The 23,352-nt window shown below is 39.6% G+C and carries 25 protein-coding genes; 9 read left to right on the top strand and 16 right to left on the bottom strand.

Features of this window, described 5'->3' with window-relative positions; all coding sequences use genetic code 11:
* The first annotated feature begins 40 nt into the window (after positions 1-40).
* The 3 genes from QRD02_RS00685 (at position 41) to QRD02_RS00675 (ending at position 2,605) form a co-directional block, all read left to right on the top strand.
* On the top strand, positions 41-787 hold the full coding sequence (locus QRD02_RS00685) for a succinate dehydrogenase/fumarate reductase iron-sulfur subunit (protein WP_290252970.1): 747 nt from the start codon (positions 41-43) through the stop codon (positions 785-787).
* Positions 788-903: 116 nt separating this feature from the next.
* Positions 904-1,884, top strand: a complete 981-nt coding sequence (locus QRD02_RS00680; RefSeq protein ID WP_290252969.1) for a DUF1028 domain-containing protein — start codon at positions 904-906, stop codon at positions 1,882-1,884.
* Between the two features lie 67 nt (positions 1,885-1,951).
* Positions 1,952-2,605: a transglutaminase domain-containing protein gene (locus tag QRD02_RS00675; protein WP_290252968.1), complete on the top strand. Its 654-nt coding sequence runs from the start codon at positions 1,952-1,954 to the stop codon at positions 2,603-2,605.
* 51 nt (positions 2,606-2,656) lie between these two features.
* Here the strand turns inward: QRD02_RS00675 and rpmA are convergent, their stop codons facing one another.
* The 7 genes from rpmA to mutY all read right to left on the bottom strand — a co-directional run bounded on the left by rpmA (position 2,657) and on the right by mutY (position 7,850).
* Positions 2,657-2,920, bottom strand: coding sequence for a 50S ribosomal protein L27 (gene rpmA / locus QRD02_RS00670; protein ID WP_290252967.1), 264 nt, complete (start codon positions 2,918-2,920; stop codon positions 2,657-2,659).
* Positions 2,921-2,951: 31 nt separating this feature from the next.
* Entirely contained in the window at positions 2,952-3,695 is a 744-nt protein-coding gene (gene rplU, locus QRD02_RS00665) for a 50S ribosomal protein L21 (RefSeq protein WP_290252966.1), read from the bottom strand.
* A gap of 106 nt (positions 3,696-3,801) precedes the next feature.
* Positions 3,802-4,257, bottom strand: a complete 456-nt coding sequence (locus tag QRD02_RS00660) for a DUF4199 domain-containing protein (protein WP_290252965.1) — start codon at positions 4,255-4,257, stop codon at positions 3,802-3,804.
* Between the two features lie 90 nt (positions 4,258-4,347).
* Entirely contained in the window at positions 4,348-4,911 is a 564-nt protein-coding gene (gldD, locus tag QRD02_RS00655; protein WP_290252964.1) for a gliding motility lipoprotein GldD, read from the bottom strand.
* Positions 4,898-6,217, bottom strand: coding sequence for a gliding motility-associated protein GldE (locus tag QRD02_RS00650; protein WP_290252963.1), 1,320 nt, complete (start codon positions 6,215-6,217; stop codon positions 4,898-4,900). The genes gldD and QRD02_RS00650 overlap by 14 nt, the downstream gene beginning before the upstream one ends.
* 21 nt (positions 6,218-6,238) lie before the next feature.
* The gene (locus tag QRD02_RS00645; protein ID WP_290252962.1) at positions 6,239-6,679 is read right to left on the bottom strand and encodes a single-stranded DNA-binding protein; all 441 of its coding nucleotides are present in this window, start codon (positions 6,677-6,679) and stop codon (positions 6,239-6,241) included.
* Positions 6,680-6,785: 106 nt separating this feature from the next.
* Positions 6,786-7,850 carry an A/G-specific adenine glycosylase gene (mutY, locus tag QRD02_RS00640; RefSeq protein WP_290252961.1) on the bottom strand — a complete coding sequence of 355 codons (1,065 nt, stop codon included), beginning with the start codon at positions 7,848-7,850 and terminating at the stop codon, positions 6,786-6,788.
* A gap of 129 nt (positions 7,851-7,979) precedes the next feature.
* Here mutY and QRD02_RS00635 point away from each other — a divergent pair, with 129 nt between their 5' ends.
* The 3 genes from QRD02_RS00635 to QRD02_RS00625 all read left to right on the top strand — a co-directional run bounded on the left by QRD02_RS00635 (position 7,980) and on the right by QRD02_RS00625 (position 10,869).
* Entirely contained in the window at positions 7,980-8,270 is a 291-nt protein-coding gene (locus tag QRD02_RS00635) for an HU family DNA-binding protein (RefSeq protein ID WP_290252960.1), read from the top strand.
* 366 nt (positions 8,271-8,636) lie between these two features.
* A complete protein-coding gene (locus QRD02_RS00630) occupies positions 8,637-10,196 on the top strand; it encodes an Rne/Rng family ribonuclease (protein ID WP_290252959.1) in 1,560 nt (519 codons plus the stop codon).
* A gap of 202 nt (positions 10,197-10,398) precedes the next feature.
* On the top strand, positions 10,399-10,869 hold the full coding sequence (locus QRD02_RS00625) for a regulatory protein RecX (protein ID WP_290252958.1): 471 nt from the start codon (positions 10,399-10,401) through the stop codon (positions 10,867-10,869).
* A 77-nt stretch (positions 10,870-10,946) separates the two neighbouring features.
* Here the strand turns inward: QRD02_RS00625 and QRD02_RS00620 are convergent, their stop codons facing one another.
* From QRD02_RS00620 to QRD02_RS00580, 9 genes are all read right to left on the bottom strand, one after another.
* A complete protein-coding gene (locus QRD02_RS00620; protein WP_290252957.1) occupies positions 10,947-11,462 on the bottom strand; it encodes a DUF6646 family protein in 516 nt (171 codons plus the stop codon).
* Positions 11,463-11,565: 103 nt separating this feature from the next.
* Positions 11,566-12,420, bottom strand: a complete 855-nt coding sequence (locus QRD02_RS00615) for a cupin-like domain-containing protein (protein WP_435373013.1) — start codon at positions 12,418-12,420, stop codon at positions 11,566-11,568.
* Positions 12,421-12,558: 138 nt separating this feature from the next.
* A complete protein-coding gene (locus QRD02_RS00610) occupies positions 12,559-12,834 on the bottom strand; it encodes a FoF1 ATP synthase subunit delta/epsilon (protein WP_290252955.1) in 276 nt (91 codons plus the stop codon).
* Positions 12,835-12,910: 76 nt separating this feature from the next.
* Complete coding sequence (atpD, locus tag QRD02_RS00605; RefSeq protein ID WP_290252954.1) at positions 12,911-14,416, bottom strand: F0F1 ATP synthase subunit beta; 1,506 nt, start codon at positions 14,414-14,416, stop codon at positions 12,911-12,913.
* Positions 14,417-14,711: 295 nt separating this feature from the next.
* Positions 14,712-15,605: an aminotransferase class IV gene (locus QRD02_RS00600; RefSeq protein WP_290252953.1), complete on the bottom strand. Its 894-nt coding sequence runs from the start codon at positions 15,603-15,605 to the stop codon at positions 14,712-14,714.
* A gap of 81 nt (positions 15,606-15,686) precedes the next feature.
* Complete coding sequence (locus QRD02_RS00595; protein WP_290252952.1) at positions 15,687-16,415, bottom strand: sulfotransferase-like domain-containing protein; 729 nt, start codon at positions 16,413-16,415, stop codon at positions 15,687-15,689.
* Positions 16,416-16,665: 250 nt separating this feature from the next.
* Positions 16,666-18,513: a glutamine--fructose-6-phosphate transaminase (isomerizing) gene (gene glmS / locus QRD02_RS00590; RefSeq protein WP_290252951.1), complete on the bottom strand. Its 1,848-nt coding sequence runs from the start codon at positions 18,511-18,513 to the stop codon at positions 16,666-16,668.
* A gap of 9 nt (positions 18,514-18,522) precedes the next feature.
* Complete coding sequence (gene bamH / locus QRD02_RS00585) at positions 18,523-20,064, bottom strand: BamH family beta-barrel-assembly machinery protein (protein WP_290252950.1); 1,542 nt, start codon at positions 20,062-20,064, stop codon at positions 18,523-18,525.
* A 148-nt stretch (positions 20,065-20,212) separates the two neighbouring features.
* Positions 20,213-21,022: a glycogen/starch synthase gene (locus QRD02_RS00580; protein WP_290252949.1), complete on the bottom strand. Its 810-nt coding sequence runs from the start codon at positions 21,020-21,022 to the stop codon at positions 20,213-20,215.
* 130 nt (positions 21,023-21,152) lie between these two features.
* On the opposite strand from QRD02_RS00580, the gene panC reads away from it, so the two are divergent.
* The 3 genes from panC to QRD02_RS00565 are packed head-to-tail and all read left to right on the top strand — an operon-like array spanning position 21,153 to position 23,333.
* On the top strand, positions 21,153-21,998 hold the full coding sequence (gene panC / locus QRD02_RS00575) for a pantoate--beta-alanine ligase (protein ID WP_290252948.1): 846 nt from the start codon (positions 21,153-21,155) through the stop codon (positions 21,996-21,998).
* A gap of 12 nt (positions 21,999-22,010) precedes the next feature.
* Positions 22,011-22,361: an aspartate 1-decarboxylase gene (gene panD, locus QRD02_RS00570; RefSeq protein ID WP_290252947.1), complete on the top strand. Its 351-nt coding sequence runs from the start codon at positions 22,011-22,013 to the stop codon at positions 22,359-22,361.
* A 24-nt stretch (positions 22,362-22,385) separates the two neighbouring features.
* The gene (locus tag QRD02_RS00565; protein WP_290252946.1) at positions 22,386-23,333 is read left to right on the top strand and encodes a lysylphosphatidylglycerol synthase transmembrane domain-containing protein; all 948 of its coding nucleotides are present in this window, start codon (positions 22,386-22,388) and stop codon (positions 23,331-23,333) included.
* Positions 23,334-23,352: the final 19 nt, after the last annotated feature.

Raw genomic sequence — 23,352 nt, 5'->3', positions numbered from 1 at the left:
GAATAACTCAGTAACACAATAACTAAGTAACTTTTAAATAATGAAGTTAACACTTAAAATCTGGAGACAGAAAGATAGCAAAGCAAAGGGAGAATTTAAAACCTATCCACTTGAGGGAGTAGAGGGAGATATGTCTTTCTTGGAAATGCTTGACGTATTGAACGAAGGTTTAATAAACAAAGGCGAGGAACCCGTAGTTTTTGACCACGATTGCCGCGAGGGAATTTGCGGTACTTGCTCACTGCAAATCAACGGTGAACCTCACGGCCCCGATAGACTAATCACAACATGTCAATTACATATGCGAATGTTCAACGATGGCGACACCATTGTTATTGAGCCATTCCGTGCGAAGGCATTTCCGGTAATAAAGGATTTGGTTGTTGACAGAAGTTCTTTTGATAGAATTCAGCAAGCGGGTGGGTTTATTTCGGTGAATACTTCCGGAAATACGATTGATGCAAACGCGATTCCCGTAAACAAACATGATGCCGATGAATCTTTCAATTCCGCAACATGTATTGGATGCGGCGCGTGCGTGGCAGCGTGCAAAAATGCTAGCGCAATGTTGTTCACTTCCGCGAAGGTTAGCCAATTTGCCTTGCTTCCCCAGGGAAGAATCGAGGCTACAGAACGAGTTTTAAATATGGTAGCTCAAATGGACAAAGAAGGTTTCGGAAACTGTAGTAACACCGGCGCCTGCGAAATTGAGTGTCCAAAAGGTATTTCACTTGAAAACATCGCCCGAATGAATCGCGAATATTTGAAGGCTAGCATTAAAGGATAAATTATATTTTACATTTTAAAAAACCCTGCATTTGCAGGGTTTTTTGTTTTATGAAAATTTACATTGCTATATTCCGCTAAAATTAATTCTATCTTTAGTGGATAAAACAATTACTTATGAAGCCAATCCTTTTTTTAATAGGAATATTCACAACTTTTCAAATTATGTCCCAATCCCAAAAACCAAATGATCCATTAGCGCACACTTATTCCATTGTTGCGCGCGATGCCAAAACAGGCGAAATGGCCGTGGCGGTACAGAGCCATTGGTTTAGTGTGGGAACAGCAGTTTCTTGGGGAGAAGCTGGGGTTGGCGTTGTGGCTACGCAATCATTCACCAATAAATCATTCGGCCTCCGCGGCCTCGCCTTGCTGAAACAGGGAAAATCGCCGCAGGAAGCAATGGATATTTTGCTAAGTGACGATGAAGGCCGCGATTTCCGTCAAGTGGCAATTTTGGATAAACAGGGCAGGGTGGCAACACATACGGGCCAAAGTTGTATTGACTTTGCTGGCCACGCCAACGGAGATAATTTTTCGGTACAGGCAAATATGATGTTAAATGATAAAGTTGTGCCGGCAATGGAAAAAACGTGGAACGATAATTCTGGGATGCCATTAGCAGAAAGAATGGTTGCAGTACTGCAAGCTGCGGAAAATGCGGGAGGCGATATCCGCGGAAAACAATCCGCTGCGTTGCTGGTTTATGCTGCGAAAGCTTCTTCGGAACCGTGGAATGATAAAGTTTTGGATTTGCGGGTTGATGATTCGGAAAATCCGATAATGGAAATCGATAGGCTTTTAAAAGTATTTCGAGCTTACGAGCATATGAACCAAGGAGATTTATATGTTGAAAGGAATGAAATGGAAAGCGCAATGAATGAGTATAACGCTGCCATGAAAATGTTTCCGGAAAATCTGGAAATGCAGTATTGGACGGCAATTACATTGGCAAATGGAAGCCAAGTGGAGGGTGCTTCAGAAATGCTGCAAACAATTTATGAGGCAGATGGAAATTGGCGGGAGCTCACGAAGCGACTTCCAAAAGTAGGTTTGTTGAATGTTTCGGAAGAGAGCCTAAAGGAGCTCACCAAATAAAGTTTTAACACCTTTCCTTTCAATATAAATTTATTAAATACGTTTTGGCATAAATCGAATTAGGTTTATGCGAACGTGTTTTATTTTATTACTTTTTTTAGGCTTCGGAATAAATTGTGTTGCGCAGATAGGGGCTGTAATTGGGAATGACAATTATCCACAAAAGAATCATTCAACAAAAACAGAGCGCTTTTCAACTTCCAAATTGGCATTTTCAATTACAAGAAATGCAACTTCTGATGCTGAAAAGGCTGCGGAAATTTTCAAATGGATTACCCAAAATATTTCATACGACCACGAATTGATGCGTAATAAAAAACTTCAAAAGCAATTTTATACTTCCGAAGAAAATGTGATTAAAAAAGTTTTGGAACGAAGAATGGCACTCTGCGGTGGTTTTGCTTTTCTCTTTAAGAAATTGTGCGCGGATGTTAGCATTTCTTCGGAAGTGATTCACGGATTCACAAAAAAATATTCAGGAAAAGTACAGAATCGAATAGTGCCGGAACATACGTGGAATGCCGTAAAACTGAATGGAAAATGGCATTTGCTGGATATTACTTGGGCCATTAGCCACGGCACTGCAAAGAATCCGGACAGCTTTTGGTATTTGGTAAAACCTGCGGAATTTATTCTTTCGCATTACCCTGAAAATGAAAAATGGACACTTTTGAAAAATCCAACTTCGTTTTTAGAATTTCAACAACACGCCAAAAAATAAAAAAACCTTCACATTGTTGTGAAGGTTTTGCTTTTATATAACAAGTTTAGACTATGCCTCAGCGTTTGGAACGATGGAAACGTAGCTCTTGTTATCTCTCTTTTTGGTAAATTTTACCACACCGTCCACTTGCGCGTGCAAAGTGTGATCTTTACCACCGTATACGTTCTCACCTGGGTGATGCGTATATCCTCTTTGTCTTACGATGATATTTCCTGCAATGGCAGCCTGTCCACCGAAAATCTTAACGCCAAGACGTTTCGATTCTGATTCGCGACCGTTTTTGGAACTACCAACTCCTTTTTTGTGAGCCATGGTTTATAATTTTTTAATTAATGATTTCGGTTTATTTGTTTTTCAACAATTCCTTAGCTTGCTTTACCCATTCGTCAGCTTCAATCTTTTCACGGGTAAAACCTGCAATTTTTGAAAGCTCTTCGCGATCTGCAGCTTTAAGTTTGCTGATTTGCTCATAGGTATAAATACCCAATTCATTCAGTTTTTCCTCATTTGAAGGACCAATCCCGTTGATCAATTTAAGATCATCGGCATCTGCTTTTGGAGCAGTTCCAATACTGTGAAGTACTTTTTCGATATTGATATCGATGTTTGCTTCCGCAGCTCTGTTTTCAGCACGTGAAATTAAGTTTTCGCTAACTTCAACCTCTTTTTTGGCTTTAGCTTTTGGCTCTGCCTTTGGGGTTTCAGCTTTTGCGGCTGGCTTAGTTTCTTTTTTTGGAGCAGCTGTTTTGGCTTCTTCCTTTTCTTTCTTGCCTCCTGAGGCAACAATACTTTCAATTACGATTTCAGAAAGATACTGACGGTGACCGTTTTTCTTACGGAAACCTTTTCTTCTTTTCTTTTTGAAAACAATAACCTTGTCACCTTTTAGGTGTTTTACGACTTTAGCTCCTATTAGAGCGCCGTCTATAGCCGGGGCGCCGATGGTTATATTGTCTCCGTCACCAATAAGAAGTACATTGTCAAAAGACACTGATTTACCTTCTTCAACTGGCAAACGATGAACAAAAACCTTCTGGTCTTTCGCAACTTTTACTTGCTGCCCTGCTATCTCTACAATTGCGTACATAGCGAATCGTTTATAAATTAGTTAAACAAAATGCTTTCACCGTCCGGTAAAAGCGGGTGCAAATATAATTTTTAAAATGTAAAACGCAAAGGCTTTTGAAGTTAATTTACAGCGTATTTCGGTTTCCGTCTTGGGTGTTCCAAGATTTCTTGAGGAGTTGCATGAAGGTTAGGGTCAAAACAATGGTAGTGGCAAAACCCATTAGCAAAATGGAAATTAGCAGGGTTAAGGTTCCCATGGCGTATTCCAAATTCCATGATTCCAGAATATTTGCTGAAAATTCCGTATCAATTTGGTACATATAAAGGGCCATGAAAGCGCCAAAAATTACGGTAGCTATACCACCGCAAAAAAGGCCGACCTCAAACCCTTTTTCATATTTCAGCTTATTTTTTCTGGAGTTGTAATGTTTAATTCCCAGATACATTCCGGCACCGTATATCAAGCCATTTACAGCGCTTAACACTGGATATTGGTGAAGGCCCATTAATTTCAGAAGAAGAAAATAAACAATCAAAACTACTGCAATCCCAATACCGTAGCGAGAATATACTTTAAACATAGTTGTTAGTTTTACAGCCAAAAGTTACAAAAACTTGCCGAACCAATTGCAAAGGGATTGTTAACTTTTTTTCCCCGCACCTTAACCTGTTTATTCCCAAGTGATAGTTTCCATCAATCTCCGCATGTCTTCGCGGAGATAAACAACGGCTGGATATATGGAATCGAAGTTTGGCTTTGCATCAAAATAGAGTGCGCCGTTCACAAAATGGTTAATGCTATCCGTGACGTAAAATTGGGTTTGACTGGCGGCATTGCCATTAATCATATAAAACATGCCATATACTTTTTTGTCAGGATTTATGTATGGCTGTTCCGGAATGCTGTTTGCCTTTATAGTGTGATCGTAAGCAAGTTTTTGCGCATCCTGCAATAGGGAGTCCAGATTGTTGTTTCTCACATTTTGATACGTCAAATATAAAGTAGCCTTCATATTGGGGTAATTTATATTTATTCCGCAATTTTTCTTTTTTATCAAGTTTGCGATTTCGTTCATTTCGAATGAATAGGGACAATCCGTAGATATGCTTTTATATTCCGGAGATGGATATTCCAGACGAAGCATAGCCGAAGGTTTTACCAAAACGTCATCTTCGCAAGAAATAAGCACGAAAAGGCTTGAGAAAATAAGGAGAAAAAATTTATTGATTTTCAATGGTAAGTTTTATTTGTTTGATGCGCTTGCCCTCAAACGCTTCAATGGTAAACGCATATTTGTGAAAAGATATTACTTCATTTTTCTTCGGAAAACCTCTTGAGATTTCCAGCAAAAAGCCGGCCACTGTTTCCGCTTCGCCTTTTTCATCCTCAAAAATTTCCGGATCCTCTGCTTTTATTACTTTATAGAAATCTTTCAAAGGTGTTTTTCCTTCAAAAATAAAAGTATTGTCGTCCAGTTTCGAGAAAATCAAATCCTCATCGTCAAACTCATCACTGATCTCGCCCACAATTTCCTCAATAATATCTTCCAAGGAAATAAGCCCACTCGTACCGCCGTATTCGTCAACTACGATTGCAAGGTGCATTTTCATTTCCTTGAATTCGTTCAGCAAATCATCCAGCTTTTTGTTTTCGGGAACAAAATAGGCCTCTCGTTTCAAGGTTTTCCAATCCAGAGTTTTACGGTCTGTGTACGGAATTAAATCCTTTACGTACAGAATGCCAGTAATGTTATCCATACTGTCTTTGTAAACGGGAATTCGCGAATATCCATGCTCAATAATTTCGGGCAAAATTTCCTTAAAAGTTAATTCCTCATTCAGGGCAAAAATATCCATTCGGTTTTTCATTACTTGTTTGGTATCGGTGTTGCCGAAGGTAACGATGCCTTGAAGAATCTTCTGCTCTTCGTGAGTTGTATCCTTGTTAGAAAGTTCCAGCGCTTGTGAAAGATGGTCCACACTAATGTTGGACTTCTGTTTGCCGTAACGGTTGTTAAGATAGGTGGTGGCAGAACGCATGGGCAAACTGATGGGGGATAATAGCGTGTCCAAAATGTTTAGCGGTTGGGCCATAAAAACGGCGAAAGAAATGCGGTTGCGGTTGGCATAGATTTTAGGAAGAATTTCCCCGAAAAGCAAAATCAGGAATGTGACCACGCCCACTTCCACGATAAAGCGCACATCAATTCCATAGAAATTGGATTGGATTCCGGAAAAAAGTGTTTCGCTCATGGAATCAAAAAGCAGGACTATCGCGATGTTTATGAAATTGTTGGATACCAAAATGGTTGCCAGCAATTTTTTCGGCTTGGCTAGTAATCGTTGGGCAATACCCAATTTTTTAGCAATAGCTTTTTCTTGGTTTGTTTCAAAATCGGTTGGGGTTAACGAAAAGAAAGCCACTTCGGCGCCAGAAATTAGTGCAGAGCATGCTAACAAAACAAATAGCATAACACCACTTGTTATTTGGGTAAAATCCAAAACAGAAAAAAATAGTAAACCAGGGGGCTCCGTGTCCAAGGTGATGGGTTTAATTTACAATTAAAAAGGTAAGTCGTCCTCTTCGCCAGAATTTATGTTGCTATTTTGAGGTGCAGACGTTGCTTGTTGACTGGACATATTTTGTCCCGAATTACCACTTTCGCCTTTGGGGGACAAAAAGGTAAAATCTGTACAATGTATTTCGGTGCTATATCTATCCAACCCTTTGTCATCCTGCCATTTGCGGGTTTTCAGGCGCCCTTCAATATAAACCATATCGCCCTTTTTTAAGTATTTTTCGCAGATTTCGGCAGCTTTGTTCCGAACCACAATATTGTGCCATTCGGTATTTGTGACGCGCTCGCCAGTGGTTTTGTTTGTATAGGTTTCATTGGTGGCCATCGGAAAGCGACCCAAGCTGCTACCGCCTTCAAAATAATGCATTTTTACATCATCACCCGTATGCCCAATAAGCATTACCTTATTCAATGTTCCGCTCATAATAGTTTCTTTTTCAATTTGTGCAAAGGTAAATTTTGCATTTTAAATATAATGATTTTTTAAATTTTTATATGAATCCATTTACGGGGAAGGAGGTAAGGTGCAATTAGTAATTGCCAAAAAAATCTGAAACAAAATTCTCGATCAGTACGGGCACCGCATAGTTGCCAATTTCGGAAACGGGAATTGCAACTTCGGAATTTTCCCGACTTTCAACTATCCAAAAGCGGGTGATTAAATGTTGATGCGAAAGCTTGTGGATAACAGGTTTTTCATTGTAGAGCGAAATGTTTTCAATTTGAAATTCTTCTGAAAAACTTTGAAACTTCGGCAGTTTTTCCAGGGTTGGCAGATTTATATCCTCGGAAGTTTCAATCATTGGAAATTCATATAATCTGTGCCAAATTCCTTTGCCGGTGCGTTGCCGCAGTACGGTTTTTTCTTTTACGGATAGCACCACCAAATAGTTGAAATATCTTTTTTTTATGGGTTTGGCCTTAATTTTTACCGGCAGTTCCGAAACTTTGTTGTGCTGAAAGGCTTTACAGTTTTCATTAAAAATGCAATTTGGGCAATCGGGGTTTTGTGGTACGCAATATCTTGCTCCAAATTCCATGATGGCTTGATTGAAAGTTCCGGGCTGGGTTTTATCAATGAGCAGCTGTGCCATTTGTTTAAATTCCTTTTGCCCTGCAGGTGTATTAATAGGAGTGGAAATTCCGAAAACGCGTGAAAGTGTGCGGTACACATTGCCGTCCACAACTGCTTCAGGTTGATTGAAGCAGATGCTGGCAATGGCACTTGCGGTATAATCGCCCACGCCTTTCAACTTTAATAAATCTTTGTAATTATTTGGAAAGGCACCATTCATTTCTTCAGAAACGATTTTTGCCGTAGCGTGCAAATTTCGCGCGCGGGAATAGTAGCCCAATCCTTGCCAAAGTTTCATAATTTCGTCCTCATGGGCATTGGCCAAATCTTCCACCTTGGGATAGGTTTCCACGAATTTTAAATAGTAGGGCAAACCTTGCAAAACCCGTGTTTGCTGCAGTATTATTTCAGACAGCCATATATAATATGGATTATTGGTTGTTCGCCACGGCAAATCGCGCGTGTTTTGTAAATACCACGTAATGAGTTTGTTGGAAAAGCTAGGGGAGTTTTTCGGCATTGGGCAAAATTAATCTATATACCTTTAAATTTTAAAGGATTATGCTTTGATTTATTGATTTTAAAATACGTATATTTGCGGTCTCTAAAAAAAATCTAGTAAAAGAATAATTAATTAAATTTAAAAGTAATGACGAAAGCAGATATCGTAGCGAAGATTTCAGAAAAATTAGGAATGGAAAAGAATGAAGTACAAGCTACAGTTGAAACCTTTATGGATGAAGTGAAGAATTCCTTGGAAAGTGGTGACAACGTTTATTTAAGAGGTTTTGGAAGCTTTATTATCAAAACAAGAGCTGAGAAAACAGGTAGAAACATTTCTAAAAACACAACCATTAAAATACCTGCCCACAATATTCCGGCTTTCAAACCCGCAAAAGTTTTTGTTGAAGGCGTAAAAACAAACGTGGATATAAAATAATAATAACCCAGTTCCATTCCGCAACTTTTAAGGAGGGAGCATTAATAAAAATCATCAGTATGCCAAGCGGTAAAAAAAGAAAAAGACATAAGGTAGCGACCCATAAGCGAAAAAAGAGACGTCGCGCAAACCGCCACAAAAAGAAAAAGTAGTTTTCTAAACTACTTTTTCTGTTTTAAAAGTGTTTCGGAATGGTTGCTTTTCTGGCATCTTTTCCACACAAAGGAAATTTCGTTCTTTGAAATTGAAATTGCGACACCGGTCTATGGTGTAGTTGCAATTTCACCGGGTTTTTCACAAAACCTGTCAAAAAATATTGTTTAATTAGTTCCGGTTTTTAAACCGGGACCACAAAATAAATGTAAAGTGAACTACGAATTATTTATTAGGTCCGGTTCACAAGAAGTTGATTTTGCCCTTTTAAAGGATGGAAAACTTATAGAGCTCCATAAAGAGGAGGAAGGCAACAATTTTACTGTAGGCGACATTTTTCTCGCCAAAATACGTAAAACAGTGCCAGGTCTAAACGCCGCCTTCGTAAATGTAGGTTATGAGAAAGATGGTTTTTTACACTATCACGATCTCGGACCAAAAGTACTTTCGCAATTAAAATTTGTGAAAAATGTGGCCTCAGGTAAGTTAAAGGATTATTCGTTGAATAATTTTCCATTCGAAAAGGAGATTGATAAACACGGCAACTTAAATGATGCCCTGAAAACCAATCAATCCATCTTGGTTCAAATTGTAAAAGAACCCATATCCACCAAGGGACCGCGCATCAGTTCCGAGCTTTCAATAGCCGGAAGATATATTGTGCTGGTACCATTTTCTGACCGCGTTTCAGTTTCGCAAAAAATTGAAAGCAACGAAGAAAAAGATAGGCTAAAACGCTTGATAACGAGCATAAAGCCTAAAGGATTTGGCGTAATAATCAGAACCGTAGCCGAGGGCAAAAAAGTAGCAGAACTGGACAAAGATTTACAGAACCTTACCGAACGCTGGACGGCGATGTGTAAGAAGCTACAAGGGGCGCATCACCCATCAAAGGTGCTTAGCGAATTAAACCGGGGTGCATCCATCATCCGTGATATGTTCAATGATTCTTTCTCTGCAATACATATTGACGATGAAACCCTTTATTTGCAAATAAAAGACTATGTGCAGGAAATTGCACCGAAAAAGGAAAATATCGTAAAGTTCTATGATTCCAATGTTCCGATTTTTGAAAAATTCGGGATTGAACGGCAGATTAAAACTTCCTTCGGAAAGACAGTATCAGGTAGCAAAGGCGCTTATTTAGTAATTGAACACACAGAAGCCATGCACGTGATAGACGTGAACAGCGGTAACCGTAGCAATAAGCAAAAAACACAGGAAGGCACAGCGCTGGAAGTGAACATGATTGCAGCCACCGAGGTGGCAAGGCAACTAAGGTTGCGCGATATGGGCGGAATTATTGTAATCGATTTTATTGATTTGGCAAACGCCAATCATCGGAAACAGCTCTACAATCACCTTCGCGATGAAATGAAGGACGATAGGGCAAAACACAAAATACTGCCCCCAAGTAAATTTGGGTTGATCCAGATTACCCGCCAGCGAGTTAGGCCTGAAATGAACATCAAAACGAGGGAAGAAGATCCAAACTCCAATGGAAGTGGAGGCGATGAAAATGGCGAAATTGAAGCGCCCATTATCGTAATCAATAGGATTAATGAAGAGGTGAAACGCCTTTTCACAAAGGACTATAAAAAGATAACGCTGAACACGCATCCTTTTATAGCCGCGTTTCTCACAAAAGGATTCCCAAGCGTGCGTACCAAATGGTTTTTGGAGCACAAAAAATGGGTCAAAATTCAACCTCGGGATGCTTATACATATCTCGAATATCACTTCCACGACAAAGATGGTGGATTGATAAAATAACCTAAACCCCTTTTGAAGGATTACTTCGAAAGGGGTTTTTTTATGGCCCACCCCCAGACCCTCGTAAAAGGAACGAATTTTTTTACTCTTGTCTTGGTTTTTAATTTGAAGTTTTGATTCTTTTAGCACAGCGGTCGTGGTTCGTGGTTCTTTTATGCGGAAATAAAATGTTTTATCTTCACCGAACAATTAAATCCGCACTTTGAATACTTACAAAATATACACAGTTGATGAAGCCAAAAAACGCATGGAACGCTATTGTGCATACCAAGAGCGTTGCCACAAGGAAGTGCACCAAAAATTGTATGAAATGCGGATGATTCCCGTGGCAGTTGACCAAATAATTGATCATTTGCTGCGGCACAATTTTTTAAATGAAACTCGTTTTGCCCAGGCTTTTGCACGAGGAAAATTTAGAACGAAAAAATGGGGCAAAAATAGAATAGTGAATGAGCTAAAACAGCGCGAAATCTCTAAATACAATATTCAAATTGCATTAAAGGAAATACCCGATTCGGAATATTTTAAAACTTTTGAAGCTTTGGCTGAAAAGCGAATGCAGCAATTGGCTTCAGAAAAAAATCTTCAGAAAAAGAGGAAGAAACTTGCCGATTATCTTTTTTATCGGGGATGGGAGAGTGAGTTGGTTTATGAAAAAGTGAATGGAATTTAATTCGATTTCAGTTTGCAACTTGCCTTTAAAAATTTCGAGATTATTTAAATACCTGTTCAAAAATATTTTTGAAATTTTTAAATATTAAAAGAAGCCCCAACATTAACCGAAACCTGATTATGAAGTTTTTCCGCAGGACTCAGAACGTCAGTATTGTATTTTGAAATTGGGATATTCACTTCTGTAAACACACCAAAACCGCTGGTAAAAAAGTACCGCGCCCCCAAATGGCCGCCGAAGTTTTTCAAACTGGCGTAAAGTCCGGGATAAACATCAAAGTTTTCATCTACGTTTATCACATTGCCAAGGTTGGCATTGAACCGCGCGCGAAAATCGAACCGGTCCTCGAATGCGGCGAATGGCTCCTCGTCGCCCTCTTCGTTTGTTATTTTGTCAATTCCCAATAAATAGGCAGAGGCCACGCCAAGCGAAATATTTTCGCCAATTCCAAAATCCAGACTTCCCATAATTCCGGTGCCGTTGTTTTGGAAATTGGCGCCAATCTGGAATTTCACATCGCCCTGCCCAGAAAAGGCTTGCGCAAAAGTTAGCTGAAAACAAAGGAGGGCTATAAATGTTAGGAATGTCTTCATTCTTTTTAAAATTTAAAAAAAATAATAGGGAAAGATAATTAAATTGAATGTCATAAGAACTAATGCGTAACAAAGTTCGACAGATTACCGCCTTCGCGGGGAATTACAGCACTTTGTTTGTGCGGACGATTGCTTGTTCGTTTTTCCAATCAATCCATTTTTGGCCTTTCAACTTTCGCATCATTTGGTCAAAATAGCGCATAATCACAATATTGTAAACGGCTTTCGCCAAATTTTTTGGGTTCCGGGCAATGGCGCGGAGGCTCATGGAAAATCCGGGAGTGATGTAGCGCATATAATGCCAATAGCCCTCTGGCATGTACAAAACGTTCCCGTGTTCCAAATTTGCAATATAACCATTTGCTTTTTTAAGGGCTGGCCATTTGTCGAAATCTGGATTATGAAAATCAATATCCTCTCGCGTAATCAGCGAATGAGGAATTTTGTAGAGGTAATCGTTCTGTTTCTGGTCAAAAAGAATTACTTCCTTTTTACCTTCAAAATGAAAATGGAAGATATTTGCCAAATCAATATCGTAGTGCATAAACGTGTACGAGTCCTTTCCTCCGAAAAAAAGCATTGGCAGGCCTTTCATTAGTTTAAGGCCAAAATCAGGGTATGAAAAATCCTTTTGCAGTTGAGGCACTTCCTTTAAAATATTCCAAAGAAAAATGCGGTATTTAGTGGGTTCTTTTTTAAGTAGCTCGATGTAATCCCGCATTTTCATTTTGGCGTGCGGTTCATTGAAACCGTCCTTATGGCTAACGGGGCGATTGTCGTAAAGGGGCACCATTTTATCGCCAGCCACATCCGCCATATAATCGAGATTCCACTTGGTAAATGCAGGCCAATCCTCAATAAACCTTTCAATAACAACAGGTTTTTGGGGTTTGAAATATTTTTCTAGAAAATCTTCTTTGGTAATGGTTTTTACCCTATCTATTTGCTGTAGTTGCATAGTTTTCATCAACGGGCAAATTTACAAATCTGCCTGCGAAAGTTGTAATCCTATTAATATAACTTTAAGCTTTTAAAATGGAAAAATCCCAAACTCCATGTGGAATTTGGGATTTGATTTTATATCTCTTTTCAACAATTAGTCTGCCAAAACCATTACCCGATTGTTATTGCACTCAACGGTCCCGCCGGAAATATGCAAAACCCAACTTCCATTTTCTTGGGTGAATTTATTCTTAAAAGCTTCCGCAATAGTAGGGTTGCCTTTGAATTTTACCTTTCCTTCCTGCAAAACGGAAACAATAGGCGCGTGGTTATTCAGCATTTGGAATTCGCCTTCAACACCTGGAACAGTTACGCTTTCCACTTGACCGGAAACTAAGGATGCTTCTGGGGTTACTATTTCTAAGTACATTTTTTTTGATAGTTAGGAGTTAGGGGTTATGAGTTATGAGCCACTCTGAACTCATAACTCATAACTCTGAACGTATTTATGCTTCAGCAAGCATTTTCTCGCCTGCGGCAATTGCTTCCTCGATAGTTCCCTTTAGGTTGAAGGCCGCTTCTGGAAGGTGATCCAATTCGCCATCCATAATCATATTGAAACCTTTGATAGTTTCTTTAATGTCAACCAAAACTCCCGGAATCCCTGTAAACTGCTCGGCTACATGGAAAGGCTGTGAAAGGAAACGCTGTACACGACGCGCGCGACCTACTGCCAATTTATCATCTTCGGAAAGTTCTTCCATCCCAAGAATCGCGATAATATCCTGTAATTCCTTATAACGCTGTAAAAGCTCTTTTACTCGTTGTGCGCAACCATAATGCTCTTTCCCAAGAATAGCTTCAGAAAGAATACGTGAAGTAGAATCCAATGGATCCACCGCTGGGTAAATACCAAGCTCAGCAATTTTACGTGAAAGTACGGTTGTAGCATCCAAGTGGGCAAACGTTGTTGCCGGTGCTGGATCCGTTAAGTCATCCGCAGGTACGTAAACCGCTTGAACTGAAGTAATGGAACCTCTTTTTGTTGAAGTAATACGCTCCTGCATCGCCCCCATCTCTGTTGCCAAAGTTGGTTGGTAACCCACCGCTGAAGGCATACGCCCAAGAAGTGCAGAAACCTCAGAACCCGCTTGCGTAAAACGGAAAATATTATCTACGAAGAAAAGTACATCCTTTCCTTGTCCATCGCCAGCTCCATCACGGAAATACTCAGCAATAGTCAAACCTGAAAGCGCAACACGTGCACGTGCTCCAGGTGGCTCATTCATTTGTCCGAAAACGAAAGTAGCTTTTGATTCTTTCATTGCAGTTTTGTCAACTTTTGAAAGATCCCATCCACCATTTTCCATAGAGTGCATAAAGTCTTCACCGTATTTTATAATTCCAGATTCAAGCATTTCGCGAAGCAAATCGTTCCCTTCACGAGTACGTTCACCTACACCTGCAAATACTGAAAGTCCACCGTGACCTTTAGCGATATTATTAATCAACTCTTGTATAAGTACCGTTTTTCCAACACCAGCACCACCGAAAAGACCAATTTTACCACCTTTTGCATAAGGCTCAATAAGATCAATTACTTTAATACCTGTGAAAAGAACTTCGGTAGATGTTGAAAGATCTTCAAATTTTGGAGCCTCCCGGTGAATAGGAAGACCGTTGTTGCCTTCTTTTGGAAGATTTCCGATTCCGTCAATAGCATCACCAATTACGTTGAAAAGTCGGCCGTATACAGCATCCCCAATAGGCATTTGGATTGGTGCTCCGGTTGCAACTGCATCTACACCGCGGCTAAGACCGTCAGTTGAGTCCATTGATATGGTACGAACCATATTTTCGCCAATATGCGATTGAACTTCAAGAACCAAAAGGTTTCCGTTGTTGTTTACCTCTAACGAATCGTATATTTTTGGAAGTTCAGCGCCGCTATCAAACGCAACGTCAACCACCGGGCCAATAATCTGTGCAACTTTTCCTGTAACTTGTGACATGAGTAACTGTTTATTTTATAGTTAACTAAGGGCGAAAAAACCACCCCTGTTTTGAACGGTGCAAAGATAGTTTTTTCTGAATGAAATTTGCAACCTCAAACTTTAAAAAAATGGAGTTTTTTGCCTTGTTGAATTTAATAATTTTCCGATTTCTATTTGAAAGGGATTTGTCACACTTTAGCTTGTCCAAGTGCAGCTAGATCTTTGACAAGTTCAGACTTACTTGTAGAGCTGAATTGACCTTATTTGTTGAAACATATAGCCTTTTTCCTCTATGTTTGAGATTCCATTTAAATCAAATTTTTTCACATAAGTTTCGAACTTCTGTTTTGAACAGCTCGATTATTTTTATCTGAAGTGAATTGTTTTTGGAAATACTGCGCCCGTCAATTTCAACAATTGGCGTGAGCTCACCCATCGTGCCTGTGGCAAAAACCCCGTCAGCATTATAAAATTGTGAAAGTGTGATGTCTTCTTCAGAAATTTCAATATCATTTTTTAGACACATTTTAATCACTGAATTGCGTGTAATTCCAGGCAAACATGCGTGACCGAAAGGCGTAAAAACTTTTCCATTTTTCACCATAAAGAGATTGCTGCCATTCAATTCTGCAACAAAACCGCGATCGTCCAGCATTAATCCGGCATCTTTTCCTGCGACATTCGCCTGTATTTTTGCGATAATATTATTAAGCAGATTGTTGTGGTGTATTTTACTGTCCAAAAATTGTGGTGAGTTACGGCGTTGGCTGGTGCTTATCACTTTTATACCCTGATTGTTATCGTAAACCAATGGTTTCCATTCTGACAAAACAATTAGGCATGACCCGTTTTGGTTTAACCGCGGGTCCATGCCGCTGGTTATTTTTTCGCCTCGCGTCAATGTTAAACGGATGTGCGTGTCGTCCGTCATTCCGTTGGCATCGAGGGTTTGTTTTATTGCGTTTTTGATGAATTCTTTGGAAGGAATATCTGCGAACATCAAGGTTTTAGCCGATTCCTGTAAACGGGTTAAGTGTTTATCCAAACAAACCACCCCTTCGGGATACACCCGCAACCCTTCCCATACCGCATCTCCGCCTTGCACGGAACTGTCGAAAACCGAAACTTTTGCTTCGCTGCGCGCGAATAGTCTATCTTTTATAAAAACTTGGATGTTGTCGTTTTTTGGATTGGATTTTTGAAGCATTTTTTGAGTTTAAAGTTAAAAGCTTAAGGCTAAAAGTTTATTGTTTTTGGATGGTTCGTGAACAGACAGAAAATCTATTATTCAATCGGAATTATTTTTGAGAATATTATTTTTTAAAGTTTCATAATAAGGCAGCGCCTCATTTAGTAATGGCTCTAAATGTTTTGGCAATGGCGCCGAGCTACTTTTTTGTACTGCAAACCCTTCTGAATTATGTACGTTTTTATACCAATGTTTTGCCCAAATGCCATCTTCGGGAATTCCACCTTTTTTCCATTGAAGCATTTTTTCAGAAAAAGGAATGTTTAGTAAATCACAAAGTTTATTGAGATAAATTTTGGGGTTTTTCAAAAGTTCGTCACTGTCAATGACAATGGGCGTTTTTCCGTTTTTTTTCAGAAAAAGAAAAAGTTCCGAAGCTTTTTTGATGCCGATATCGTTTAATGTGGGCGAGTGGATAACTTTTGAAAAGGAAGCGATCAACTTTTTTGGATGGCGGATTAAAATCACATTTTCCCAATTCAAAATAAATTCGGGTGTCTCGGTCAAATAATGGTGCGCCATTCCTTTTATAAAAATGAGTTTTTTTTCCGAAAGAGAATTAATGTTCTCGATTATCTTTTCTTCTTTCAATTCCATGGATTTGAGAATTTCCTTTTGGGAAGGATGCTCATTTTCCAAAGAGGCATTTTGAAGATAGTAACCATAAAATGGTTCATCCAAAACTGTAACATCACTGCGCTGCGCGAAGGAATACATTAGGGCCGTGGAAAGATTTCGCGGGCCGGAAATGAGGTTAATTACTTTCATAGTTTAAATTTAAACTACTTGAAAGAATTTGTAACAATTGAATTAAAAGATTTACTTATAGCTTATGAAAAAAATAATCATCATTAATGCCCTGGTGTGGGCTGGAATGTTAATTGGTTCTGCGGCATTGTTTAGCGGACACACTAATTTCAACTATCTGTTCTTCGGAATTATTTTAGCTCACACAATTATACATTGTTTTCTGACTGATTTTGCCAAAAGAAACAAGAAAAACTGTATACGATAGAATTTATTCTACGGTTACAGATTTTGCCAAATTACGCGGTTGGTCCACATTTCTGCCGAGCATAACGGCAATGTGGTATGAAAGTAGTTGTAGCGGAATAGTGGTTACCAATGGCGATAGGGTCTCCGGTGTGTGCGGAACTTCCATAACATAATCTGCCATTTCGCGAACGGCTGTATCGCCTTCGGAAACTACGGCTATAATCTTACCTTTTCGTGCCTTAATTTCTTGAATATTGCTTACTACTTTATCGTAATGGTCGCTTTTAATGGCGATTACCACTACGGGCATCTGTTCATCAATTAGCGCTATTGGGCCGTGTTTCATTTCGGCGGCGGGATAACCTTCTGCGTGGATGTATGAGATTTCTTTTAATTTCAACGCCCCTTCCAGGGCTACAGGGAAATTGTAGCCTCTTCCCAAATAAAGAAAATTGCGAACATCCTTGAAGACTGAAGCAATTTCTTTTATTTTCTCCTCCGTTTTAAGAGCTTCTTCTACGTGGCTTGGAATAAGTTCCAATTCGCGCAAATACAGCATAAAATCTCTTTGGCTTATCGTTCCTTTGGCTTTCGCCAAACGAAGGGCAATCATTGCTAACACAGTAATTTGCGTAGTAAAGGCTTTTGTGGAAGCTACGCCAATTTCCGGTCCGGCGTGGGTATAAGTGCCGCTATGGGTTTCGCGGGAAATTGTGGAACCCACAACATTACAAACGCCATAAACAAAGGCACCCTTAGATTTGGCAAGTTTAATTGCCGCAAGTGTATCTGCAGTTTCGCCGCTCTGTGAAATAGCGATTACAACATCTTTTTCGGAAATTATTGGGTTTCGATATCGGAATTCGGAAGCGTATTCCACCTCAACGGGAATTCGAACCAAATCCTCGAAAATATATTCAGCCACCAAACCGGCGTGCCATGAGGTGCCGCAGGCCACAATGATAATGCGATCTGCATTGATAAATTTTTCAATATAATCTTCAAGCCCACCTAGTTTTACGATGCCTTTTTCTGCGAGAAGACGTCCGCGATAGGTGTCTTTTATAACTGCTGGCTGTTCATGGATTTCTTTCAGCATAAAATGATCGTAACCGCCTTTTTCAATCTGCTCAAGATTAAGCTGAAGTTCTTGAATGTAAGGTGCAACCAATTTATCGTCTTTAATTTTGCGAACCTTTACGTCTCTTCCGAGGCGGATTATGGCCATTTCCTCATCTTCCAAATAGATGGCATTGTTCGTAAATTCTATAAAAGGCGAGGCATCACTGGCAACGAAGAATTCATCCTTTCCAATACCAATGGCCAATGGGCTACCCAGTTTTGCAACTATAATTTCATCGGGTTTTTTTCTGTCAAAAAGTGCAATTGCGTAGGCGCCCACAACTTGGTTTAATGCAATTTGAACTGCTTTTCCAAGTTTTACATTTTCGTTTTTTTGAATGTCTTCAATTAGGTTTACCAAAACCTCGGTATCGGTATCGGAGGTAAATGTGTAACCGCGGTTTTTCAATTCTTTTTTTAGCGAATCGTAATTTTCTATAATCCCATTGTGGATAATTACCAAATCACCGCTATTTGAATAATGCGGATGGCTGTTAACATCATTCGGAACTCCGTGGGTTGCCCAACGGGTGTGGCCAATTCCAAGATTTCCTTTTCGGGTTATTTCCTTTTCGGCTTTTTCCTCAAGACTTGCAACCTTGCCTTTTGTTTTGCACAGTTGGATGTCGGTTCCGTCAAAAAGTGCAATTCCTGCACTGTCATAACCTCGGTATTCCAAACGTTTTAAACCGTTAAGGATGATTGGGTATGCTTCTCTTTTGCCAATATAGCCTACTATTCCACACATATGCGAGGTTTATTTTGGTTCGGTATAATATATTTGAAGTTTTAATCTTTTCGCTGGATCTGACGCCGCGTTGCCGTATAGAATCGTTCCTTCCGGTGAAACGACTGAACTTGATGGAATCTGTTCAATATTAGGTTCCATCGGATTTTGAAGTTTTTGGGTAGTACGGATGGCTACGTTCTGCGAAACTACAATTCCCAATGGCACGTTGGTGCTATCTTTATTAATAAGATTGCTTATGTGGGCGGTTATTTTCAATTTGTAGTATTTTCCATTGCCGTCGCTTCCTCTTTCTAATCTTCCAAAGTGGTTTGTAAAGGCATCAATGGGTTCCAAACCATTGGTGGTGTCTAAAAGATAATCTGCCAAAACATTGCTGTTTTTGAGGTCGTAGATCATAATTCTTTCCGGTTCGGTGGCGCCGCCAACCATTAATTCCTGGTTTACATAAAAAATTAGATTTGCTTCATTTACAATCCATTTTTTATCTCGGAGCGTTTGAAGTTCATCTGCAACGCCGTTGTTGTCATTATCCTTTCCGAATAGTTCCACTACCGACATGATACCGTCGCCCCCTCTTAAATAAAGATTTTCCTCTCCGGTTTCTATATTCGGATTGGCGATGGCAGTTTGGATTTCGGGTGACAGTTCATTTTCAAAAGTATTTACGTTAATTCCTCCAAAATTCAATTTGAATACTTTGTTTTCTTTTTCGTCCGGGTTGGATGCGTTATCTGCGGTATAAAAAATAGAAATATGCGCTTTGGTAATATCAAAAATAAATAGGCTCCCGTCGTTGGAAGATGTTGTTACATCAAAATAAATTCCTCTCAAGAAATTTTTAAAGTTATTATTGTTGCGCAATTCTTCCGTTCCTTCCATTAATATGATGTTATCCTGAAAAAATGCAGAATCCAATTTTATGCGAAATCCCGGGCCTAATTTCTCTTCGTCATCCGTTCCCGCATTTAGGACAAAGCCTCGGTTACTTGGCACAAAATTATCCACCGCGCCCAATTGTTCGCCAAGATTCGCCTCAAAGGTTGGCCCTTGGTCGGTATAGTAATTTTGGAGTTCTTCAAATCCGGTGTTGGGATCAAAATCCCTTAAAAAATAATTGGAAGCGGAAATATTTACATTTATTGGCGAAGAGCCGTAAATGGAATCCAGTTCATATGTTGTTATGTCATTAGCCGTTGTAGCTGTGCTGAAAAATGGCAGATAAACATACACACTATCCACCGCGGCACTGTCGCCAAAGGTTGGATCGCTTTGGTCCAAAGTGAGCTGCGACAGTAAGTTTACCGTAGATTTTCCATACACCGGATCGTTATATACGCCAAGTTGGTATGCCGGAAGCCGGTTGCTTTGCACGGGTCCCAATTTTCTGCTATAGGAGATAATTGATTGCGAATCGTCTAAAATGCCATTTGGGGTTTCATCTCCCAAAATTTCAGAACCAATGGTACTTACATCTTCTTGACAAGAGGACAGGGCAATAATCAGGAATAGAATAGTGCCGGCTATTGGCAACAGATTTTTAATTTTCATTTGCAAATGTTTGAGAGATAGATTTTTGAACGCCCCAGGATTTCATTTTCGGTTGTTTCGTTCATTGTAACGAGGCATTCCATTTTTGATTTAATTCTTTTTTTGATGAAAACAATTGCTATCATTTCATCCTATAGAATGAAGATTTTTATATTAAAACTTTTTCGCGGTAAAAGTCCAAATATGCCTGTGAAAAATTTTCCATATTATGATATTTTAACACCGGTTTGTCCAAAGTGTTAAGATATTTTTCCAGTTCATCCGGTATAACTTCCGATCCAACAATTACGGCGTCTGAATTTCGGACGGCAATCTTCATTAGGTTTACATAGTTGGGCTCGTCAAGTTCTACAATTGCTTCATCGTCAATTGCATCAAACCGAACCTTGTCAATAGTATTATTGGCTAACGTTCCATCGAAGCCTTGATTGTATACCGAGGTAACTATTTTGCTGTTCTCGAAAAGTGGCTCATTGCCATAATAATTGCGAAGATATAGAGGTAAAAAGGAAGCTAGCCACCCGTGAACATGGATGATGTCTGGTGACCAGTTCAGTTTTTTAACGGTTTCGATAACGCCTTTTGCAAAAAAAATGGCGCGTTCATCGTTGTCTTTATAGAAATTGCCATCTTCATCAGTATAGGTCGCCTTTCGTTTAAAGTAATCCTCGTTATCAATAAAATAAACTTGAATCCGTTCTTTTGGGATTGAGGCAACCTTGATTATAAGCGGCATATCAAGATCGTTAATTACCAAATTCATTCCGGAAAGGCGAATCACTTCGTGCAGTTGGTGCCTTCTTTCATTAATATTGCCATATCGAGGCATAAAAATTCTAATTTGGCCACCATGGTTATTGATCATTCGCGGAGCTTCAAACGACATTGAAGAAATCTCGGTCTCGGGAAGGTACGGTATAACTTCGGAAGACACATACAAGACTCTTTTATCTTTCATCTATTGGGTTTTAGGTATTAATGCTATTTTCCTCCGTGCATTGGGCAGGGAATTAAAAACACGCAAAATTACGAAAATTTATGTAGATTGTCTTTAATATATTAATTTTGCCCGCTCTTAAACCAATTTTATGGTAATACACACCCAGAAAAAATCATTGGTGCAGGCCTTGTCTTTCGCTAACAAAATTGACAAAATAGGTTTTGTGCCAACGATGGGAGCATTGCACGCCGGCCATATTTCCTTGGTAAAAAGAGCATTAAGCGAAAACGAAATTGTGGTGGTAAGCATATTCGTTAACCCCACCCAATTCAACAACAGTGCCGATCTTCAAAAATATCCCCGCACCCCCGATGCCGATATTTCCCTCTTAAAGGATTTAAATGAAGAAATAATTGTTTTTCTGCCCGAAGTTTCTGATTTGTATGAAGATACGGTTGCTGCCAAAAAATATCATTTTGGAAACATTGAAAAAGAAATGGAAGGAAAGCACCGAAAAGGGCATTTTGACGGAGTGGGGACAATCGTAAACAAACTTTTCAGAATTGTAAAGCCAGATGCGGCATATTTTGGAGAAAAGGACTATCAGCAATTGCAAATCGTAAAAAAATTGGTCGCTCTTGAAAAGCTTCATACAAAAATTATTGGTTGCCCTATTTTAAGGGAAGAAAACGGCCTTGCAATGAGTTCGCGAAACAAACGACTAAGCACAAAACAGTTTGAAGAAGCTGCAACTATTTATAAAACTTTAAACGAAGTGCGGGATAAATTCGGTTCCACATCCATTACAGATTTGAACCATTTGGTTGCGGAACGATTTTTGCAAAACCCCGACTTGAAATTGGAATATTTTGAAATCGCCAACGAAAAAACCCTCAAGACCGCAAAGCGAAAAAATAAGGCCACAAAATATAGGGCTTTCATCGCAGCGTTTGCGGGCGAAGTTAGGTTGATAGACAATATGCCTTTAAATTAATACCTTTGCACCATGCAAATACACGTAGTAAAATCTAAAATCCATAGAGTAAAAGTTACCGGCGCCGACCTAAATTATATTGGCAGCATTACCATTGACCAAGATTTAATGGACGCCGCCAACATTATTGAAGGCGAAAAAGTGCAGATAGTAAACAACAACAACGGCGAACGCCTTGAGACTTACGCCATTCCCGGCCCGCGGAACAGTGGCGAAATTACGCTAAACGGCGCCGCTGCCCGACGCGTGGCCCCCGGCGATGTGTTGATACTTATAACCTACGCCTTGATGGAGTTGGAAGAAGCTAAAACCTTCAAGCCCTCAATGGTCTTTCCCGACGAAGAGACAAACTTGCTTCGTTAAGTGGGCCGCTCCCTTTCAAAATTTTTGCAGATTGCCATTCCCCTGGCATTGGGGATTTTCCTGATTTGGTATATTTACCAATCCTTCACCCCGCAACAACTTACCGAAACAAAAAAATATTTTGCCGATGCTAATTATTGGTTTGTACTGTTGTCGGTCGCGCTAAGTTTGCTCAGCCACATCTCTCGCGCCTATCGCTGGAATTTTATGTTGCAGCCGTTGGGCTATCGCACAAAACTCGCCAATAATTTTATGGCAATTTCCGTGGCGTATCTAATGAATGTGTTTATTCCGAAAAGTGGGGAGGTTTCCCGCGGCATTATTTTGGACAAATACGAAGGCGTACCTTTTCAAAAAGGCTTCGGAACTATAATTTCTGAAAGAATTGTTGACCTTATTTTTCTTTTAATTTTTACGGTTTTGGCAATGGCAATCAAATTTGATGTGCTGTATGGCTATGTAATGCAAAGTATTCCGCCCTCAATTTTATACCTGCTCATTTTCGGAATTCTTTTTATTACCATCATTACTTTGCTCTACATCAAATTTTCAAAATCGAACATACACAAAAAACTGAAAAGTTTCATAATCGGTTTAAAGGAAGGCGTTTTCAGCATTGTGAAAATGAAAAAAAAGTTGCCTTTCCTAATGCATACGTGCGCCATTTGGGGGCTTTATGTGCTATCATTCTATGCCGCACTTTACGCGCTTCCCGAAACTTCGAACATTCCATTAGGAACCATAATCATAGCCTTCGTTGTGGGCAGTTTCACCTTCGCCTTTACCAATAGCGGTTTTGGAACCTATCCAGCAGCGGTGGCCGGAATTTTGGTTGTTTTCGGAGTTTTAAAAACTGTTGGCACCGCTTTCGGATGGATCGTGTGGATATCAAACATTGCGTCCATTGTTTTCTTCGGGGTACTTTCGCTCGTGTTCCTTCCTCTCTACAACCGCAGGCGATTGAAACTATAGTTTCTTTTTTATTTTTTTA

It is taken from the genome of Aequorivita aurantiaca (genome assembly GCF_030410135.1).
Taxonomy (GTDB): Bacteria; Bacteroidota; Bacteroidia; order Flavobacteriales; family Flavobacteriaceae; genus Aequorivita; species Aequorivita aurantiaca.
The sequence above is the reverse complement of the archived record's forward strand: the minus strand, read 5'-3'. Positions and strand labels throughout refer to the sequence as shown.